17 protein-coding genes are annotated in these 16,780 nt (G+C 64.8%); 10 read left to right on the top strand and 7 right to left on the bottom strand.

Going from position 1 to position 16,780, the window contains the following annotated elements; all coding sequences use genetic code 11:
• Nucleotides 1-48: 48 nt before the first annotated feature.
• The 5 genes from NKI46_RS16325 to NKI46_RS16305 are packed head-to-tail and all read left to right on the top strand — an operon-like array spanning nt 49 to nt 4,157.
• Nucleotides 49-1,035 (top strand): ABC transporter permease, encoded by a 987-nt coding sequence (locus NKI46_RS16325; protein WP_023804581.1) that lies wholly within the window; start codon nt 49-51, stop codon nt 1,033-1,035.
• Complete coding sequence (locus tag NKI46_RS16320) at nt 1,032-1,862, top strand: ABC transporter permease (RefSeq protein WP_023735154.1); 831 nt, start codon at nt 1,032-1,034, stop codon at nt 1,860-1,862. Before NKI46_RS16325 ends, NKI46_RS16320 begins: the two co-directional genes overlap by 4 nt.
• Complete coding sequence (locus tag NKI46_RS16315) at nt 1,859-2,869, top strand: ABC transporter ATP-binding protein (RefSeq protein WP_023749076.1); 1,011 nt, start codon at nt 1,859-1,861, stop codon at nt 2,867-2,869. Before NKI46_RS16320 ends, NKI46_RS16315 begins: the two co-directional genes overlap by 4 nt.
• Nucleotides 2,866-3,651 (top strand): ATP-binding cassette domain-containing protein, encoded by a 786-nt coding sequence (locus NKI46_RS16310; RefSeq protein ID WP_023737499.1) that lies wholly within the window; start codon nt 2,866-2,868, stop codon nt 3,649-3,651. The genes NKI46_RS16315 and NKI46_RS16310 overlap by 4 nt, the downstream gene beginning before the upstream one ends.
• The gene (locus NKI46_RS16305; protein WP_023701464.1) at nt 3,648-4,157 is read left to right on the top strand and encodes an L-2-amino-thiazoline-4-carboxylic acid hydrolase; all 510 of its coding nucleotides are present in this window, start codon (nt 3,648-3,650) and stop codon (nt 4,155-4,157) included. The genes NKI46_RS16310 and NKI46_RS16305 overlap by 4 nt, the downstream gene beginning before the upstream one ends.
• Before the next feature lie 11 nt (nt 4,158-4,168).
• On the opposite strand, the gene NKI46_RS16300 is transcribed toward NKI46_RS16305, so the two are convergent.
• Genes NKI46_RS16300 through NKI46_RS16280 form a run of 5 tightly spaced genes read right to left on the bottom strand, consistent with a single transcriptional unit; the run spans nt 4,169 to nt 9,206 of the window.
• Nucleotides 4,169-4,951, bottom strand: a complete 783-nt coding sequence (locus NKI46_RS16300) for a DeoR/GlpR family DNA-binding transcription regulator (protein WP_023672930.1) — start codon at nt 4,949-4,951, stop codon at nt 4,169-4,171.
• 2 nt (nt 4,952-4,953) lie between these two features.
• Nucleotides 4,954-5,757: an HAD-IIB family hydrolase gene (locus NKI46_RS16295; protein ID WP_023737498.1), complete on the bottom strand. Its 804-nt coding sequence runs from the start codon at nt 5,755-5,757 to the stop codon at nt 4,954-4,956.
• 7 nt (nt 5,758-5,764) lie between these two features.
• Nucleotides 5,765-7,057 (bottom strand): iron-containing alcohol dehydrogenase, encoded by a 1,293-nt coding sequence (locus tag NKI46_RS16290; RefSeq protein ID WP_352746961.1) that lies wholly within the window; start codon nt 7,055-7,057, stop codon nt 5,765-5,767.
• A gap of 14 nt (nt 7,058-7,071) precedes the next feature.
• Nucleotides 7,072-8,529: a xylulokinase gene (locus NKI46_RS16285; protein ID WP_352746959.1), complete on the bottom strand. Its 1,458-nt coding sequence runs from the start codon at nt 8,527-8,529 to the stop codon at nt 7,072-7,074.
• A complete protein-coding gene (locus NKI46_RS16280) occupies nt 8,529-9,206 on the bottom strand; it encodes a beta/alpha barrel domain-containing protein (protein WP_352746956.1) in 678 nt (225 codons plus the stop codon). The genes NKI46_RS16285 and NKI46_RS16280 overlap by 1 nt, the downstream gene beginning before the upstream one ends.
• A 162-nt stretch (nt 9,207-9,368) precedes the next feature.
• Between NKI46_RS16280 and NKI46_RS16275 the strand changes: the two genes are divergently transcribed.
• From NKI46_RS16275 to NKI46_RS16255, 5 genes are all read left to right on the top strand, one after another.
• Nucleotides 9,369-10,757 carry an ABC transporter substrate-binding protein gene (locus NKI46_RS16275; RefSeq protein WP_352746953.1) on the top strand — a complete coding sequence of 463 codons (1,389 nt, stop codon included), beginning with the start codon at nt 9,369-9,371 and terminating at the stop codon, nt 10,755-10,757.
• Between the two features lie 67 nt (nt 10,758-10,824).
• Complete coding sequence (locus tag NKI46_RS16270; RefSeq protein ID WP_155921510.1) at nt 10,825-11,754, top strand: carbohydrate ABC transporter permease; 930 nt, start codon at nt 10,825-10,827, stop codon at nt 11,752-11,754.
• Between the two features lie 10 nt (nt 11,755-11,764).
• Entirely contained in the window at nt 11,765-12,598 is an 834-nt protein-coding gene (locus tag NKI46_RS16265; protein WP_352746951.1) for a carbohydrate ABC transporter permease, read from the top strand.
• 12 nt (nt 12,599-12,610) lie between these two features.
• Nucleotides 12,611-13,666: an ABC transporter ATP-binding protein gene (locus NKI46_RS16260; protein ID WP_352459785.1), complete on the top strand. Its 1,056-nt coding sequence runs from the start codon at nt 12,611-12,613 to the stop codon at nt 13,664-13,666.
• Nucleotides 13,663-13,827 (top strand): hypothetical protein, encoded by a 165-nt coding sequence (locus NKI46_RS16255; RefSeq protein WP_023685717.1) that lies wholly within the window; start codon nt 13,663-13,665, stop codon nt 13,825-13,827. The genes NKI46_RS16260 and NKI46_RS16255 overlap by 4 nt, the downstream gene beginning before the upstream one ends.
• A 22-nt stretch (nt 13,828-13,849) precedes the next feature.
• On the opposite strand, the gene ggt is transcribed toward NKI46_RS16255, so the two are convergent.
• Nucleotides 13,850-15,436: a gamma-glutamyltransferase gene (gene ggt, locus NKI46_RS16250; RefSeq protein WP_352459784.1), complete on the bottom strand. Its 1,587-nt coding sequence runs from the start codon at nt 15,434-15,436 to the stop codon at nt 13,850-13,852.
• Nucleotides 15,437-15,476: 40 nt separating this feature from the next.
• Nucleotides 15,477-16,778 carry an NAD(P)/FAD-dependent oxidoreductase gene (locus tag NKI46_RS16245; RefSeq protein WP_352459783.1) on the bottom strand — a complete coding sequence of 434 codons (1,302 nt, stop codon included), beginning with the start codon at nt 16,776-16,778 and terminating at the stop codon, nt 15,477-15,479.
• Nucleotides 16,779-16,780 lie beyond the last annotated feature (2 nt).

The raw sequence follows: 16,780 nt of genomic DNA, 5'->3' as shown, positions 1-16,780 counted from the left end.
GCCTAGACACCGCACCTCTCCCGACTGGCGCAGCGCTATGCCTTTCCCATGACCCGCGCCCTCACCCTCATGCGCCGTCGCCTCGTCGGCAGCATCTTCGTGCTGCTGATCGTCATCATCGGCACATTCCTCCTCCTGGAAGCCGCCCCCGGTGACGCGGTCGACGCCTACATCGTCTCGACCGGCGGCGACGCCGGCATGATCGAATTGCTGCGTCATCGCTGGGGCCTCGACCAGTCCGAGCTGACACGGCTCGCGAACTATCTCTGGGCGCTGCTGCATTTCGACCTCGGCCAGTCCGTTACCTTCTCGCGGCCAATTCGCGATGTCATCCTGGAACGCCTGCCGACGACACTGCTCTTGATGGTGACCGCCACCGCGCTCTCCTTCGGTTTGGGCTCGGCGCTCGGCATCTACGCCGGCGCCAGACCCGGCAGCTTTCGCGACTGCTTCCTGTCGATCGGCTCGCTGGCGCTTTATGCCGTGCCGGGTTTCTGGCTTGGCCTGGTGCTGATCGTCGTCTTTGCCGTCGACCTGCGCTGGCTGCCGATCGGCGGCATCGAGAGCCTGGCCTCGGACAAGACCGGTTTTGACCGCGCCACCGACATCGCCGTCCACCTCGTCCTGCCGGTTTCCGCGCTCGGCTTCATCTATCTCGCGCTCTATCTGCGCATGATGCGCGCCGGCATGGCCGAGGCGTGGCGGCAGGATTTTGTGCTCGCCGCCCGCGCCAGGGGGCTGTCACGCCGCCGCATCGTGCTCGCCCATGTCGCCCGCAACGCGCTCTTGCCGCTGGTCACCATGCTCGGCCTGCAATCGGCGCAGATGCTGGGCGGCAGCGTCGTCATCGAAAGCGTCTTTGCCGTGCCCGGGCTCGGCCGGCTGGCGCAGGAAGCGGTCGCTTCGCGCGACACGCCGCTGCTGCTCGGCATCATCCTCACCAGCGCCGTCCTCGTCATTGCCGTCAACCTTGCCGTCGACATCGCCTACGCCTTCCTCGACCCGCGCGTCGGCGCCGGCGAGGCCAGCGCGTGAGCGCGCTGCCGCGGTTCCTGCGCCGGCCGGAAGCGGTCGCCGGCGCGATCATCCTGGCGCTTCTGTTCGCCATGGCGCTGTTTGCGTCGCTGCTCTTCCCCGGCGACCCGCAGGCCATTGCCGGACCAGCACTGCTGCCGCCCTTCCAGGACTGGTCGCTGCCGCTCGGCACCGACCGGCTCGGCCGTGACGTGCTGGCCGAACTGTTCCACGGCGCCCGCACCTCGCTGGCGGTCGGCCTGGCGGCGGCAGCGGCGGCACTCTTCATCGGCGCGGTCGTCGGCACGCTGGCCGGCTTTGCCGGCGGCCTTGTGGACGAGGGGCTGATGCGCATCACCGATGCCTTCCAGACCGTGCCGAGTTTTCTCCTGGCGCTGGCCTTCGTCAGCGTCGTCGGGCCGTCGCTCGGCGTCGTCGTCACGGCAATAGCGCTTGGCGCCTGGACCGGACCGGCGCGTGTAGCGCGCGCCGAAGTGCTGTCGATCCGCGAGCGCGATTACGTCGCCGGCGCTCGCGTCATCGGCATGCATCCGCTTGAGATCGCTTTTCGCGAGGTGTTGCCCAACGCGTTGCCGCCGGTGCTGGCCTTGTCCTCGGTGATCGTGGCCGCCGCGATCCTCACCGAGGCAGCGCTGTCCTTCCTCGGTCTCGGCGACCCCAATCGCGTCACTTGGGGCGGCATGATCGCCGAGGGCCGCACTGTGCTGCGCACCGCGCCCTTTCTGTCGATCGTTCCGGGCATCGCCTTGGTGCTGACCGTGCTTGGCGTCTATCTCACCGGCGAAGGCGTGGTCGAAACGACGGCGGTGCGGAGGAGCCTGTCGTGACCGCACTGGCTGAGATACGCGATCTGTCAGTGCGCTATCGGCGAGATGGCAGCGAGGTGACGGCGCTGAAGGGGGTCAGCCTGGATGTTATTGCCGGCGAGCGGCTGGCGATCATTGGCGAAAGCGGTTCGGGCAAGAGCACGCTGGCGCTGGCGGTGGCTGGACTGCTGCCGGGGTCAGCCAAGGTTAAGGGAGGGATCGATTGGTTCCTGAGATCGACAGGAGAGGCAGGCGTCAAGGCACCCCCCTCTGTCCTGCCGGACATCTCCCCCTCAAGGGGGGAGATTAAGCTCTCATCTGCGCTTTCGCCAATCACTGGCATTGCAGGAAGAGCGCTGGCCGCAAAGCTGCCAATCTCCCCCCTTGAGGGGGAGATGTCCGGCAGGACAGAGGGGGGTGTGACGGAACGCCGACCTCTCAAATTAACCGAACCCAGTACGCTCCCCCTTCCCGGTCGCGACATTGGTTTCGTCTTCCAGGACCCCTCCGCCAGCCTCGACCCCGTCATGACCGTCGGCAAACAGATCGCCGAAGTCGCCCGCACCCACCTCGGCCTCGACTGGCCACAAGCTTACGCCAAAGCCAAAACCCTGCTCCAACGTGTCCGGCTGCCCGACCCACAAACCGCCATGCGTGCTTTCCCGCACCAGCTCTCCGGCGGCCAGAAGCAGCGCGTTGCTGTTGCCGCGGCCATTGCAGCCGGTCCGAAACTGCTGATCGCCGACGAGGCGACCAGCGCGCTGGACACCATTGTGCAAGCGGAAATCGTCAGCCTCATTCGGCAACTGGTGGCGGAGGACGGCATGACGCTGCTGTTCATCAGCCACGACATCGCGCTGGCCGCCGAACTCGCAGAGCGTATCGCTGTATTCCGGAACGCCGAACTGATCGAACTCGGCCCGACGGAGCAAATCATAAACGCCCCGCGCCATGCCTATACGCGAACGCTGCTCGACGCCCATGTCGGCCTCGACGCCGATCCGCTGCTACGACGGGCGCCGGCATGAACTTGCTCACCGTCTCCGGTCTTACCAAGCGATACCGTCGTGGCGGCAAGGCCATCGCGGCCGTCGACGGTGTCTCCTTCGCCATCGAACCCGGCGAGACGCTGGCGCTGGCCGGGCCCTCCGGCAGCGGCAAGTCGACGATCGCGCGGCTGGTGCTTAGGTTGATCGAGCCCGACGCCGGCACCGTCCAGTTCGAAGGCGACGACTTTCTGCTCTTGAAGGGTGCGGCCCTGCGCACCAAGCGCGCGCGCCTGCAAATGGTGTTCCAGGATCCGCTCGCCGCGTTCAACCCGCGCGCCACGGTGGCTCGCGTGCTTGACGATCCCTTGCGCATCCATGCCATCGCTTCCCGCGCCGAGAGGCCGGCCCGCATTGCTGCCTTGCTGGATCGCGTCGGGCTGGCAGCCGATCTCGCCCCGCGCGCTATTCACGAAATCTCCGGCGGCCAGCGCCAGCGCGTCGCCATCGCCCGCGCCATCGCAACCAAACCGTCGCTGATCGTGCTCGACGAGGCGGTGTCGGCGCTCGACGTTTCGGTCCGCGGACAGATCCTTGCGTTGCTGCTCGACCTGCAAGCCAGGGAACGGATCGCCTATCTCTTCATTTCGCATGATCTCGGCGTCGTACGGGCCATCGCCCACCGCGTCGTTCTTCTCGACGCCGGGCGGATCGCCGAGAGCGGCGACGCCCGCAACGTAGTCGACGCGCCGCAATCGGCAATCGGCAAGGCGCTGGTTGCGGCGGCGCCAAGATTGGACAGAAGCAGCAGGCAAGTGCCATGACCGAACCAGAAGCCAGAGCCGAAAAACTCTCGCGCGAACTCGATTCCGCCTTCCGTAACCGCGCCGATCTCTACCGTCTGTTTCTCGACGAGCTGACCGGCGAACTCGGCGCGGAAAAGGCCGAGGCGATCATGATCCGCACCATCGAGCAGCGCGGCAAGGAGGTGGCGGCGGCCGCCTTCGTCCGTTTCGGACCTAACGACGCGCCGGCCATCGGCGAGGCATTTTTGGCCGTCAGCCCGGATGGCGGCCTGATGTATCCGACCGATGTCGAGCGCGGGCCGGACCACATCGCCTTCAAGGTGAAGCGTTGTCCGCTGAAGGACGCCTGGGTCGAGGCCGGTGTCGGTGATGAAAAACTCGCCACGCTCTGCCGCATCGCCGGCGCTTTCGACCGTGGTCTGTTCGAGGCAACGGGCGTGCGCTTCGACAATGTCACCTGGACGCCGGGCCACGGCTCCGGCTGCTGCCACATCGCGCTGACCAACCGGGATGCCGCCGAATAAGCAGTTGCTGATCAGCCGGCGGCAAACACATGCAGCTCCGTGCCCGCCTGTTCGGCAGCAGTGCGCAGGTCGGCCTTCGGTTCGCTGTCGGTGACGATATCGGCAATGTCATCGAGCCCGCAGATGCGTTCGAGACTGCTGCGGCCAAACTTGTCGTGGGTCACCACCAGCACCGTCGACAATGAACGCGATATCATCGCGCGTTTAACGGCTGCGGCGCCCGAGATCATGTCGCTCGGACCATCGGCGCTTATCCCCGATGCCCCGATAATGGCGACGTCGGCATTGTAGCGGCGCAGGAACTCGACGGTGTCTTCGCCCAACACGCTGCCTTCCCGGCTATCATAGGTCCCGGGGCAGAGCAGCACCCGAAAGGTCGGATTGGCGCCGGCCACAGAGGCCACTCCGGTGGAATTGGTGATGATGGTCAGGTCGCGCTTCAGCTGCGAAAGGTTGCGCGCCACCTCATAGGTGGTCGAACCGCCATCGATCATCACGATCTGGCCCTTCTCGACAAGGCTTGCCGCGCCGCGGCCGATGCGGGCGCGCTCCTCGATCAGGGTCAGGCCACGCTCGGAAATCACCGGTTCTGATGTCACCAGCGAGATCGTCGCACCGCCATAGGTGCGGTTGATCAGTCCGGCATCGCCGAGTTCGATGAGATCGCGGCGGATGGTCTCGCCGGCGACGCCGATGCGCCGTGCGAGCTTGGAGATGCGTATCGACGCCGACCGGCGCACTTCCGAAAGGATAAGCGCGTGCCGCTCCTTCTTCGTCAGTCGGCCTTGGTCCATGACTATTCCATTCCCTTTGCAGCAATCAGCGCATCGCCAAGCTCGGCAAATCCCTCCGCGCCGCGCCCGCTTGTGACGAAGGCGGGAGACGCAGGAAGCTCGCCGGCGAAGTCCAGCACATTAGCGACGCCGACGCTGTTGGGGAAGAAGCCGAACATTGGTGCATCGTTTGGACTATCGCCGACGAAGACAATGCTGTCCTTGTCGTGGTCGATATCTATACCGAAACAGTCCCGCAAGAATAGCCGGCTTGTCGACAGTTTGTCGTATTTGCCGAACCAGCCATTGACGTGGATGGACGAGATTTTCGCCGTCGCGCCATAGCGCTGGAAGATGCCGACGATCTTCAGAACCTCGGTTTTGGGCAGCGGCGCCACGTCCTCGCAAAAATCGATCGCCAGATCGGCCTCGCGATAGGCCTGGTCGGCCGCGACCGCCGCACCCGGAACTTCGCTCAGAACGGTTTGCTCGATCTCCTTGAGGCGTGCGGCATCGGCCTGCCGTTCGGCAGCGCTCTTGGCGTAGTGGCGAACAATCCGCTTTTTGGCGTCGTCGTAGCGGAAATAGAAGGCGCCGTTCTCGCCGATCACGCCGTCCACCGGCCATTGCCGGGCGATCAGGTCGCACCAGCCGGCAGGGCGGCCGGTAACCGGCGCGACAATGAAGCCGGCCTGCTTCAGCCGCTCGAGCGCCGCATAGGCTTTTGCCGGCAACCGCCCCTTGTCGGTCAAGGTGTCGTCTATGTCGGTCAGCACGACAGCGATGTTGCGCCGGTCCGGCGCGGTGAAGTCGGTGAGCGGACGCAGCACCCGCTCAGGCTCCCGCCGCAACCGTTTCGAGCGAGGCAGCAGCGACGTCGAGCATGGTGAACCTGTCGCGGATCAGCCGCGCATTGGCGACCGCCTCGTCGTAGAAGCCAGCCGGTATGGCGACCTCTTGCGGCGTGGTCGGGGCGCCGGCGGCACGCAGTGCTGCCGCGATCTCGCGCGCCGGGCGTGCCACCCGCAGCAGCCTTTCGCGATGCGAGCGCCACTGCCTGGCCAGCATGGTGTTGACAGCGTCCGCCCGTTCGCGGTCCAGCAGCTTGGGCTTGAATGCCGCCCAGCAGGAACGTCCGAGCGTTTCGCCGAAGATTTCGATGAAGCGGTCTGGCGTATCGGCGGACGGCGCGAGCTGCAGCTCCCGCAGCGCCAGCACGCGTTCCTGTAGCCGCGCCATCGTCAACGTCGTCACCGCTATGTGCTCGCCGTGATGCGCCTCGGGCAATCCCTGGCCCCGCATGTCGATATAGTGGGCGATGAGATGTTCGCCCTGACTGGCCGGATAGGAGCCGCCGCACAAAGTCATGCCAAGGCCCGACATGACCAGCGTGCGCACCAGCACTTCCGTCGCCTCAAGGTCGCCGGTCCCGAGTTCGCCGGCTTTGGCGATAAGCGCCTCCTCGTCCTCGGCCAGAAGCATGAACGGCGCCTCCCTGTAGGGCGTGCCGAGCAACAGATGCGCCATCAGCCAATCGGTCTGCGCGGTCGGCCGCGCCATCGAATCGCCGAAGCCGGCAGCGATCAGCCGGTGCGGCGCCCGCGCCATGACATCGAGATCGAGGAAGACGCCGACCGGCAGGCTGGCCGTCAGCGATTTCTTGAGGCCGTCCTCGGTGATTGCCGCCGACACCGAGGTGTAGCCGTTCATCGATGGCGCGGTGCCGAACACCGCATAAGGTTTTTGGGTGAGATGGGCAGCATATTTGGTGATGTCATTGATCGAGCCAGATCCGACCGCGACCAGGCCGCTGGCGTCTTTCGTGCGTGCGATCACCGATCGCACCGCGTCCATGTCCGGATGCGGATGGCGCGGCAGGATGATCTTGCCGACATCGCTGCTGCCACGCAGTGCGATCGACACCCTCTCACCCAGCGCCAGCCTTGTGTCGGGATCCATGACCACGGCGAGCTTGCGGCCGAGCGGCAGCGGCTTGACCAGCGCATCGGCCTCGTCGCCGAGACCGCGCCCTATGACGATGGTCTTCAGCGGCACCGACAGCATTCCCTGGCTGTCCGGGTCAGGCAGCGTGCCGGCAATAAGGCGATCGAGCATTTGTCTGGACATAGGATGCAGTCCGGTCAGTCAGCATGAAGCGGGGTCAGGGCATCGAACAAGGTGCGATACCGGCGGTAACTTCTGTCGTAGGCGGCCTTGGCGGAAGGATCAGGGTCGATCGTCTCGATGTGGCCGGCCAGCCTTTCAGCCGCCTGCTGCACTGAGGAGGTAAGGCCGACGGCCGCGGCGGCAAGGATTGCCGCACCGATCAGCGAGGCATCGGCCGCACCCGCGATCTCGACCGGCCTGCCGCTGACATCGGCCCGGATTTGCCCCCACACCCGGCTGCGCGCGCCACCGCCTGAGAGCCGGATGCGCCCGGTTGTTATGCCGAGCTCGTCCAGCCGGTCGACAACGTCGCGCATGGCGAAGGAGCAGCCTTCCAGCACTGCGCGAGCGCAGGCCGCTTTGCCGTGGAAGGATGTCAGGCCGTAGAAAGCGGCACGCGCTTCGGCGATCCAGCGCGGCGCCATGGCACCGGACAACGCGGGCAAGAACAGCAAATCGTCGCTGCCGGCAACCACCGTCGCCGCCAGTTCCGACATCGCCGCCGGCGAATCGACGCCGAAGGTTGTTAGAAACCACGTCACCGCGCCGCCCGAGAGCCATCCGGGATTGGAGATGAAATAGCCGTTGCCGAGAAAGCCATGGGTCTCGACCAGGCCGCCGGGGTCGAGGCGAAGCGTGCCGGACACCGCGCCGACCACTTCGGCCGTGCCGAGATTGCAGGCGACGAAACCGGGCACGACAACCCCGGCGCCTATGGCGGCCGAAAAATCATCGCCGGTGCCGACCGCCAGCGGCGTGCCCACAGGCAGACCGGTGAGCTCGGCGCCGGCGTGCGTCAAGGCGCCGGCGATCTCAGATGCATCGTCGATGCCGGGCAATTTATCTGCATCGATGTCGAAGGCCGCCAGCAGATCGCCGGCATAGTTGTGCTCCTTCAGCCCATAGAGCATGGTCGTCGAGGCCAGCGCGTGATCGATGACGGCACGACCGCACAGCGCCGCGACCACGAACGATACCGGTTGATGCCAGAGCGCCACCCGGCGCGCTTCGGGCAGGTTGCGCGCGGCCCAGCGGATTTTCGCCGCCATATGAGTGGCGTCCAGAACGAGACCGGTGCGCTCACGGATGAAGTCCGGATCGATGCCGGCGATCTCTCCTGCCGCCCGCCGGTCCATCCAGATGATGCACGGAGCCAGCGCCTCACCATTGCCATCGACCGCGACGCAGCCGTCGAGCTGGCCGGCAATGGCAATGCCCTTGATGTCGGACGGCGCAAGCCCAGCCTTGTCGAGCGCGCCGGCAATGGCCGGCTTGAGCGCCGCCAGCCACAGCGCCGGGTTCTGTTCGGCCCAGCCGGGCGCCGGGAAGGCCGGCTGGTACAACACAGCGGCCTCGCCACGCAGCCGCAATTCGTCATCGACAACGATCGCCTTCAGGCTTTGTGTGCCGAGATCGATGCCGATGACTGGCATTAGACGCGCTCGCAATCCGCGAGGACATCCCGCAGTTGCGAGAGGATAGAACCTTTCGTCGGCGAATAGGAGCCATCGAAAACCGCTGTGCCAATGGTAAAAGCGTTGGCGCCGGCCAGCTTGATTGCCTTGATCCGATCGGCTGATGCCACAGCGCCGGCGACGATCAGATGCCGCGACGGACCAAGCCCGCGCCGGGCTGCGCGCACCAGTTCGGCCGGGTCGGCCTCGGTGGCGCGATAGGCGAGGATATCGCATCCCGCACAACCTTTCTCGGCGAAGGCTCGGCAATCAGCCTCGACGTCCTCGGCCGAGCCGCCGAGCTTGGTTGGATGGCCGACCGGCCGACCCGGAAAAGGGTAGTATTTGGTGCCGCTCCCCTCCAGCAGCGCCATGATCTCGTCGACCTGGGTGCCACCGAGCAGGCGCTGGATGCCGAGATCCCTAGCGATGCGCGCGGAATTAAGGCAGGCCTCAGCCGTCGTCGAGACAACTTCCATGTAAGTGGTGGCGCCTGTCCGGGCAATGGCGACAGCGAGCTTGCGCAGCACATCCGGCGCGACGCCAATATCCTTGAAACCGACATGCTTCAGGCCGACCGGCTCGATCAACTCGACGAGGTCGAGACAGTCCTCGACCGTGCGATCGTTACGCGTCAGCATAAAGATGAAGTCCATCCGAAAGGTCCCCTCGCCTGGTCGGGAAAGCCGGTTTACCGCCGGTCTGTTAACACCTCCCAACCATTTGTTGCAAGGTGCCACATTTTGATTTGCAGTACCACACATTTTATGACAGAACGGGCGCCGGCCCGACAGGCACGACTTCTAGGGAGAGGAAGAATGCTCAAGCCGCTGAGACGTACCGCGTCCAGACTGCTCATCGCAGCCGTATTCATGTGGCCCCTGACGTGGCAAGTGACACAAGCGGCCGCATGGGATCTGAAAGAGGCGTCGAAGCCCTATAGCGGCCAGACCATCCGCATGGTCGGCGAGGCGCTGCCGCCCCTCGAAGCGCTGAAGAAGATGGCGCCGGAGTTTGAAAAACAGACCGGCATCCATGTCGAAGTCGAGATGTACGAGCACTCGGAAGCCGTCAACAAGGTGCAGCTCGATCTCAACTCGCACCGCGGCCGCTACGACGTCATCATCCAGCCGCATCGCGAACTCGGCAAGTTCGCCACCAACAACCATCTGGTCGAAATCGCCAAGATGATGGCCGACCCGGCTTTGCGCGATCCGAGCTTCGAGCCGGAGAAGCAGCTCTACCAGACCGCCTGGCACGAAATCTCCTGGTATGACGGCAAGGAGTACGGCTTCCCCTTCACAGTGCTCAACATGTTCATGTGGTATCGCTCGGACCTGCTCGCCGATCCCAAGGAGCAGGCAGGCTTCAAGGCCAAGTATGGCTACGACCTCGCTCCCGCCAAGGACTGGAAGCAATACCGCGATATCGCCGAATGGTTCTATCGCCCCGACCAGGGTTTTTACGGCACCGCCCTGCAGGGCAAGCGCCATGAGGCACTGTGGTATGAGTGGCTCAATTTCCTTTATTCCTTCGGCGGCGACGTGCTCGACGTGAAGAGCGGCTCGGCCTGCGGCCCGGTCATCGTCAACAGCCCCAAGGCCGTCGCCTCGCTCGAATATTACAAGAGCCTGCTGCAATTCTCGCCGCCGGACAGCCTCAACTATTTCTGGGACGACGTCATGGCGCTGATGCAGCAAGCCAAGGTCGCCGAGCTGATCATGTGGAACGACGCCACCTATGCCGTGTCGGTCGACACAACCGCCTCCACCGTCGTCGGCAAGGTCGGCTTCGATCTCGTGCCGCAAGGCGAAGGCGGCAAGATCGGCCAGGTCGAAGGCTGGACCTATCTCATCCCTATCTATTCGAAGAACCCACAGGCCGCCTTCCTCTTCGTCCAGTGGATGATGGGCTATGACCGCCAGCTCGAGCAGCATCTCAATGGCGGCGCCTCGGGCCGGCCCGATGTCTATGCCTCGGCGGAGGTGCAGAAACTGCCCTACGCCAAGGCCTCGATGGAGGCCAACGAGCATGCGGTGCCGAAGGCGACGCTGCCGCAATCGGCCGAGATGACCGACATACTGGTGCGCGAACTGTCATCCTACCTCGCCGGCGAAAAGGAGGCGCAGGCCGCCCTCGACACCGCCGCCACCGACATCTCGACATTGCTCGGTTCTTGCGCACCCATGACCTATCCGGCACGATAGGCCTTGAGATGTCGCGCAGAGGCTACCCGCACAAGCGGGTAGCCGTTCTTGTCCGCAGGAAACGCCCGTGACGAACCGCACTCCATCGCCGCGCGGAATGCCGCTTCTCGACCGTGGGGTGGGGCCGCTCTTGATGCTGCCGGCGACGCTGCTCGTCGTCGTCTTCCTGGTCGGCCCGTTCTACTACATGGCCTACACCGCGCTGACCGACCTCAGCTTCGCCGACGCCAGCCATGCCGGCGCCTTCGTCGGTTTCGACAATTTCCGCAAGCTGATGCGCAACGACCCATTCTTCTGGGCATCGTTCCTGCTGACGCTGAAATTCGTCATCATCGCCGTCGGCCTCGAATTCCTGCTCGGCTTTGCGCTGGCCTTCCTGATCTTCCGCTTCGTCGCTAGCCAGCGGCTTCTCACCACACTGCTGCTCATCCCGATGATGATCGCGCCGGTCGCCGTCGGGCTGATCTGGCGGCTGCTGTTGCAGGGCGATTTCGGCATGCTCACCTTCTACATGCGCAAGGTCGGCCTGCTGGCGCAGAATTCGGCGGTGCTTTCGGCACCCGACCTGGTGTTTCCGACCATCGTCGCCATCGATGTCTGGCAGTGGACGCCTTTCGTCACCCTGATCATGCTCGCCGGCATGATGAGCCTGCCGCGCGCGCCATTCGAGGCGGCGATGATGGATGGCGCAAAACCGTTTCAGATCTTTCGCGATGTCATGCTGCCGCTGCTGCGGCCCGTCATCGCGCTGGTGCTATTGCTGCGCGGCATCGATGCCTTCAAGGAGTTCGACAAGGTTTTCCTGATGACCGGCGGCGGTCCCGGAACGCTGACCGAACTGGTGTCGATCTATGCCTACCGCGTCAACTTCCGCAACTGGGACCTCGGCTACGGCGCCGCGGTCGCCTTCATGATCTATCTCGTCGTGCTGATCCTGTGCTCCGTCTTTTACAAGGCCGTCTACTGGTCGAGCCGCAAGCAGGCGGCGGCGTTTTGAGGGCGCGGCGATGATCGATCAGTCCACCAACCGCGCCTGGAAAAGCTTTGCCTGGTCGGTGTTGCTCGTCGCCGTCGTGGTCGCGCTGACGCCTTACGTCTGGATGGTGCTGGCGTCGTTCAAGAACCGCGTCGATCTTCTGTCTTCTGTGCCGAAATGGATTTTTTCACCGACGCTTGCCAACTATCCCGCCGTCTTCATCGACAAGGAATACTGGCCGCTGGCATTCAACTCGGTGCTGATCTCGGTGTCGTCTACGGTGCTCTGCATCGTCATCGGCGCGCCGGCTGCCTATGGCTTTGCCCGCTCCAATTTCCCCGGCAAGGAAGACCTGTTCTTCTTCTTCCTGACCACGCGCATGGCGCCGCCGATCTCGATCGCCGTGCCGCTGTTCCTGTTCTTCACCTCGCTTGGCCTGATCGACACCATCTACGCCGTGGTGATCGCCCACACCTCCTTCAACCTGTCGCTCGTCGTCTGGATGATGCGCGGCTTCTTCGCCGAAATCCCCAGGGAGATCGACGAAGCCGCGATGATGGACGGCCGCTCGCGGCTCGGCGCATTCTTCTTCGTCGTCGCGCCGCTGGCCGCGCCCGGCATCGGCGCAACGGCCGTGCTCTGCTTCATCCTGTCGTGGAACGAGTTCCTCTATGCCTTCATCCTCGTCGCTTTCGACGGGCGGCCGCTGACCGTCGGCATACCGGGGCTGGTGACGCCGCATGGCACGCTCTGGGGACAGGTCGCGGCAGTCGCGATCGTGGCAACGCTGCCGATCGTGCTTTTCACGTTCCTTGTCCAGAAACAGCTCGTCCGCGGCCTCACCTTCGGCGCGGTCAAGGGTTGAAGGGATCCTTGCATGGCAATTGTTTTCGACGGCGTCACCAAGGCCTTCCCGGACGGGACGGTGGCGCTGCAGGCGCTCGATCTTGCTTTCGAGCCCGGCGAATTCCTGGTTCTGCTCGGCCCGTCCGGTTCCGGCAAGACGACAGCCTGCCGGCTGCTCGCCGGGCTGGAGCGGCCGACCGCCGGGCGCATCATGGTCGAGGGCCTCAATGTCACCGACCTGCCGCCGCGCCTGCGCGGCATGGGCATGGTGTTCCAGAACTATGCGCTCTACAGCCATAAGAGCGTCTACGAGAACATCGCCTATCCCTTGCGCATCCGAAAGATGCCGGCCGCCGAGCTTGACCGCTGCGTCCGCGCCATGGCCGAGCTGCTCGAAATCACCCGTTACCTCGACCGCCGCCCTTCGCAATTGTCGGGCGGCCAAGCGCAGCGCGTGGCTGTGGCCCGCGCACTCGTCTGGCAGCCGAGCCTCTGTCTGATGGACGAGCCGCTGTCCAATCTCGACGCCTTGTTGCGGCTCCACATGCGCACCGAGCTGAAGCGTCTGCATCGCGAGCTGAAAAAGACCTTCGTCTTCGTCACCCACGACCAGGAAGAGGCGATGACGCTGGCGACCAGGGTCGCGGTGTTGCGCGAAGGCGCACTGATCCAGTACGACGACCCGCGCGAGATCTATCGGCGGCCTGCCAATCGCTTCATCGCCGAATTCATCGGCCGTCCAGCGATGAACACGTTCGATGGCGATGTCCGCGCCGGCGTCTTCCACGCCAGCGGTTTCACTTGCCCGCTTCCGGGAAAGCCTGATGGTCCCATCGTGCTCGGCATTCGCCCGGAACAGATCCAGCTTGTCGACGCGACTGCCGGCGACGCCATCCTGTTTGCCGTCGACGTCGTCGAACCGGTCGAGCCGGACGTGCTGATCTTCGCCAATAGCGAGGCCAACGCGCTGATCGTCAGGACTGTGAATGACGATCGCGCTTTCGATCCCGGCCAGCCGCTTTATCTACGCTTTCCGCCGGCAGCGCTGCACACATTCGATGCTGTGTCGGGAGCGCGGCTGCCGTGAGCACGCTGCTCGCTTTGGTGCCGCTGGCCGCCGCAGCCTTGGTCTGGTGGCTGTTCTACAGCTTCAACCGGTCGCGGCGCTGGTTCTCGACAGGCGAACTCATCTTCTGGGACGCCATTGCACTGGTAATCCTGCAGCTTGTCTGGCTGATCTGGTTCTGAATGCGCATTCCAGCAACGCAGATCAGTAGCCCAGCGCACAACCGTCCTTGCGCGGATCGGAGGCACCGGTGAGCGTGCCCTTTTCCCAATCGATCAGCACCAACTGGCCGCCGCCATGCGGCTCCTCGGCGATCGAAACCTGATGGCCGCGCTGACGCAGGCCGGCGATCGCCTCAGCCGGAATCCCGCGCTCGGCCAGCACGGCATTGTCCTTGTAGAACACCCGTGGCGCATCCAGTGCCTGCTGCGGGTCCATCCCGAAATCGATCATGTTGGTCAGCAGATGGACATGGCCGAACGGCTGGTAGCCGCCGCCCATCACCCCGAACGGCATCACCACCTTACCCCCTCGCGTCGCCATGCCAGGCATGATGGTGTGCATCGGTCGCTTTCGCGGCGCGATACGATTTGGATGGCCTTCCGTGAGGCGAAAACTGCTGCCGCGATTCTGCAGCACGACGCCTGTCTTGGGACCGACGACGCCGCTGCCGAAGGAACCGAAGGTCGAGTTGATGAAGCTGACTGCATTGCGGTCGCGGTCGACCACGGAGATATAGACGGTGTCGCTGCGCGGCAGCTCAAGCCGCGGCAGATGCGTCATGGCGAGGGCCGGATCGATGGCGGCGCGCAGCCGCTCCGCATAGGCTGCCGACAGCAGTTGTTCGACGGGGACCTGGACGAAATCCTGGTCGCCGATGAAAGTATCGCGATCCTGGTAGGCAAGCCGGCCGGCTTCGATCTCGAGATGCAGCCGCTCGGCGCTGTTCGGCTCCAATGACCCGAGCGCAACGCCGGAAAGCACGTTCAGCATGATCAACGCCGTCACGCCCTGATTGTTTGGCGGCATCTGACGGATGTCGTAGCCGCGATAGGACGTGTTCACCGCCTTGACGTAGTCGCCCTTGGTTGCAGCGAAATCGTCCAGCGCATGCAGCCCGCCCAGCGCGCCGAGACGCGCCACCAGATCGCCGGCGACCTCGCCCTCATAGAAGCCGGCGCGACCTTGCTTCGAGATTATGCGCAAGGTTTCCGCGAGTTCCGGCTGCCGATGCACATCACCGGCCTGTGGTGCCCGGCCGTTCGGCAGGAAGATCCGCGCCGCATGTTCGTCGGCGGCGAGCAGGGCGACCTCGTCAGCCCAATCGAAGGCGACGCGATCATGAACGACATAGCCTTGTTCGGCATAGCGAATGGCCGGAGCCAGCGCGGCGTCGATGCCCTTCCTGCCGTGATCTTCAAGCAGCCGGCACCACGCGTCGATGGCGCCCGGAACGGTGACGGCATGCGGTCCGGTTCCAGGCAGTTCGCCATGGCCCCGCTCCAGAAACCAATCGGCATTTGCAGCAGCAGGCGATCGCCCCGAGCCGTTGAAGGCCAGCACCTCGCCCTCGCCTTTGGGGCTGTAGAGCACAAAACAGTCGCCGCCGATGCCGGTCGATTGCGGCTCGACGACGCCTTGCACCGCCGCAGCGCACACAGCGGCATCCATGGCATTGCCGCCGGCGCGCAGCATGTCGATGGCGGCCAGCGTCGCCAGCGGATGCGATGTCGCCGCCATCGCTTCTGTCGCGCGAACTGGCGAGCGTCCGGGGAACTGAAAATCACGCATGCAATCGCCTCCAATGATTTCGCGCCCGCCGGCCGCAGCCTCAATGCTTGATGCGGTCGCGCATGGCGTACCACAACATCCCCAGCACATAGAGCGGGGCCCGCAGCGCCGTACCGCCCGGGAACGGCATCGGCGTCAGCGTCGAGAACAGGTCCAGCCGCGAGGCGTCGCCCGTAATCGCTTCGGCCAAGAGCTTGCCCGACAGCGTTGACAGGATGACGCCCTTGCCGGAATAGCCATGCGCGAAATAGACCTCGCCATAGTGCCCGACATGCGGCAGCCGCGACGTGGTCACCGACACCAGGCCGCCCCAGGCATGATCGATGCGGCAGCCCTTCAGTTGCGGGAAGGTGGCCTCCATGTGCGGCCGCACGAAGCCGGCGATGTCGGCCGGCGGCGATGGCGTGTAGCGCTCGCCGCCGCCGAACAGCAGCCGACCGTCCGCCGACATGCGGTAGTAGTTGACGACGAAGCGTGTATCGGACACCGCCACATTGGCCGGGATCACATTGCGCTTGCCCTCCAGCGGCTCGGTGGCGACGATATAGTTGCCGACCGGCATGATGCGGCTGTTGACGCGCGGCTCCAGCCCATGCAGCAGCGCGTCGCCGGCCAGCACGACATGTTTGGCCCTTACCGACCCCTTCGCCGTCGAGACCCGGATCGAAGGCTCGCGCTCCAGCTTTACCGCGACGGAAGTTTCATGGATGACGACACCGGCCGCCACGGCGGCACGGGCAAGGCCGAGCGTGTAGTTCAGCGGATGCATATGGCCGCCAAGCGGCTCATACATCGCGCCATGATAGGGCGTGTCCACCTTGCCGCGTGCCCGCGCCGCAGACAGGATCTCGACGTCGCGGAACTTCATCACGCTCTCGAGGCATTTGGCCTCGTCTTCGAGATCCCTGAGGTCGGAGCCATTAACGGCACCGACGAGATGGCCGGTCAGCCGCAGATCGCAGTCGATGGCGTGGCGCTCGATGATGTCGAGCACCAGGCCCCGCGCCTCGAAGGCTAGGTCGAACAGCGCCTTCGCCCGCTCGGGGCCGTAGAGCTTGACCAGCCCCTTGGCGCCTTTGCGTAGGCCGGGGATCATCTGGCCGCCATTGCGGCCCGACGCGCCCCAGCCGATCTTGCCGCCTTCGAGCAGCACCACCTTCAGGCCGCGCTCGGCGGCATGAAGGGCGGCCGACAGGCCGGTGCAGCCGCCACCGACCACCACCAGGTCGGCGTCCACATCGCCCACCAGCGCCGGATGGTCCGGCGCCGGATTGGCGGTGGCGACATAATAGGATTTGCCGATATCGAGACCGGAATTGAAACCCGTTGAACTGGCGGCCATGA

The organism is Mesorhizobium sp. M0615 (assembly GCF_040320805.1).
Lineage (GTDB): Bacteria > Pseudomonadota > Alphaproteobacteria > Rhizobiales > Rhizobiaceae > Mesorhizobium.
This window is presented reverse-complemented; position numbering and strand designations above follow the sequence as displayed.

What these genes read in the sequence shown, in the direction of transcription:
- NKI46_RS16325 (WP_023804581.1), top strand. Translation starts at nt 49, where the DNA reads ATGACCCGCGCCCTCACCCTCATGCGCCGTCGCCTCGTCGGCAGCATC.
- NKI46_RS16310 (WP_023737499.1), top strand. Translation starts at nt 2,866, where the DNA reads ATGAACTTGCTCACCGTCTCCGGTCTTACCAAGCGATACCGTCGTGGC.
- NKI46_RS16305 (WP_023701464.1), top strand. Translation starts at nt 3,648, where the DNA reads ATGACCGAACCAGAAGCCAGAGCCGAAAAACTCTCGCGCGAACTCGAT.
- NKI46_RS16300 (WP_023672930.1), bottom strand. Translation starts at nt 4,951, where the DNA reads ATGGACCAAGGCCGACTGACGAAGAAGGAGCGGCACGCGCTTATCCTT.
- NKI46_RS16290 (WP_352746961.1), bottom strand. Translation starts at nt 7,057, where the DNA reads ATGTCCAGACAAATGCTCGATCGCCTTATTGCCGGCACGCTGCCTGAC.
- NKI46_RS16285 (WP_352746959.1), bottom strand. Translation starts at nt 8,529, where the DNA reads ATGCCAGTCATCGGCATCGATCTCGGCACACAAAGCCTGAAGGCGATC.
- NKI46_RS16280 (WP_352746956.1), bottom strand. Translation starts at nt 9,206, where the DNA reads ATGGACTTCATCTTTATGCTGACGCGTAACGATCGCACGGTCGAGGAC.
- NKI46_RS16275 (WP_352746953.1), top strand. Translation starts at nt 9,369, where the DNA reads ATGCTCAAGCCGCTGAGACGTACCGCGTCCAGACTGCTCATCGCAGCC.
- NKI46_RS16265 (WP_352746951.1), top strand. Translation starts at nt 11,765, where the DNA reads ATGATCGATCAGTCCACCAACCGCGCCTGGAAAAGCTTTGCCTGGTCG.
- NKI46_RS16260 (WP_352459785.1), top strand. Translation starts at nt 12,611, where the DNA reads ATGGCAATTGTTTTCGACGGCGTCACCAAGGCCTTCCCGGACGGGACG.
- ggt (WP_352459784.1), bottom strand. Translation starts at nt 15,436, where the DNA reads ATGCGTGATTTTCAGTTCCCCGGACGCTCGCCAGTTCGCGCGACAGAA.
- NKI46_RS16245 (WP_352459783.1), bottom strand. Translation starts at nt 16,778, where the DNA reads ATGGCCGCCAGTTCAACGGGTTTCAATTCCGGTCTCGATATCGGCAAA.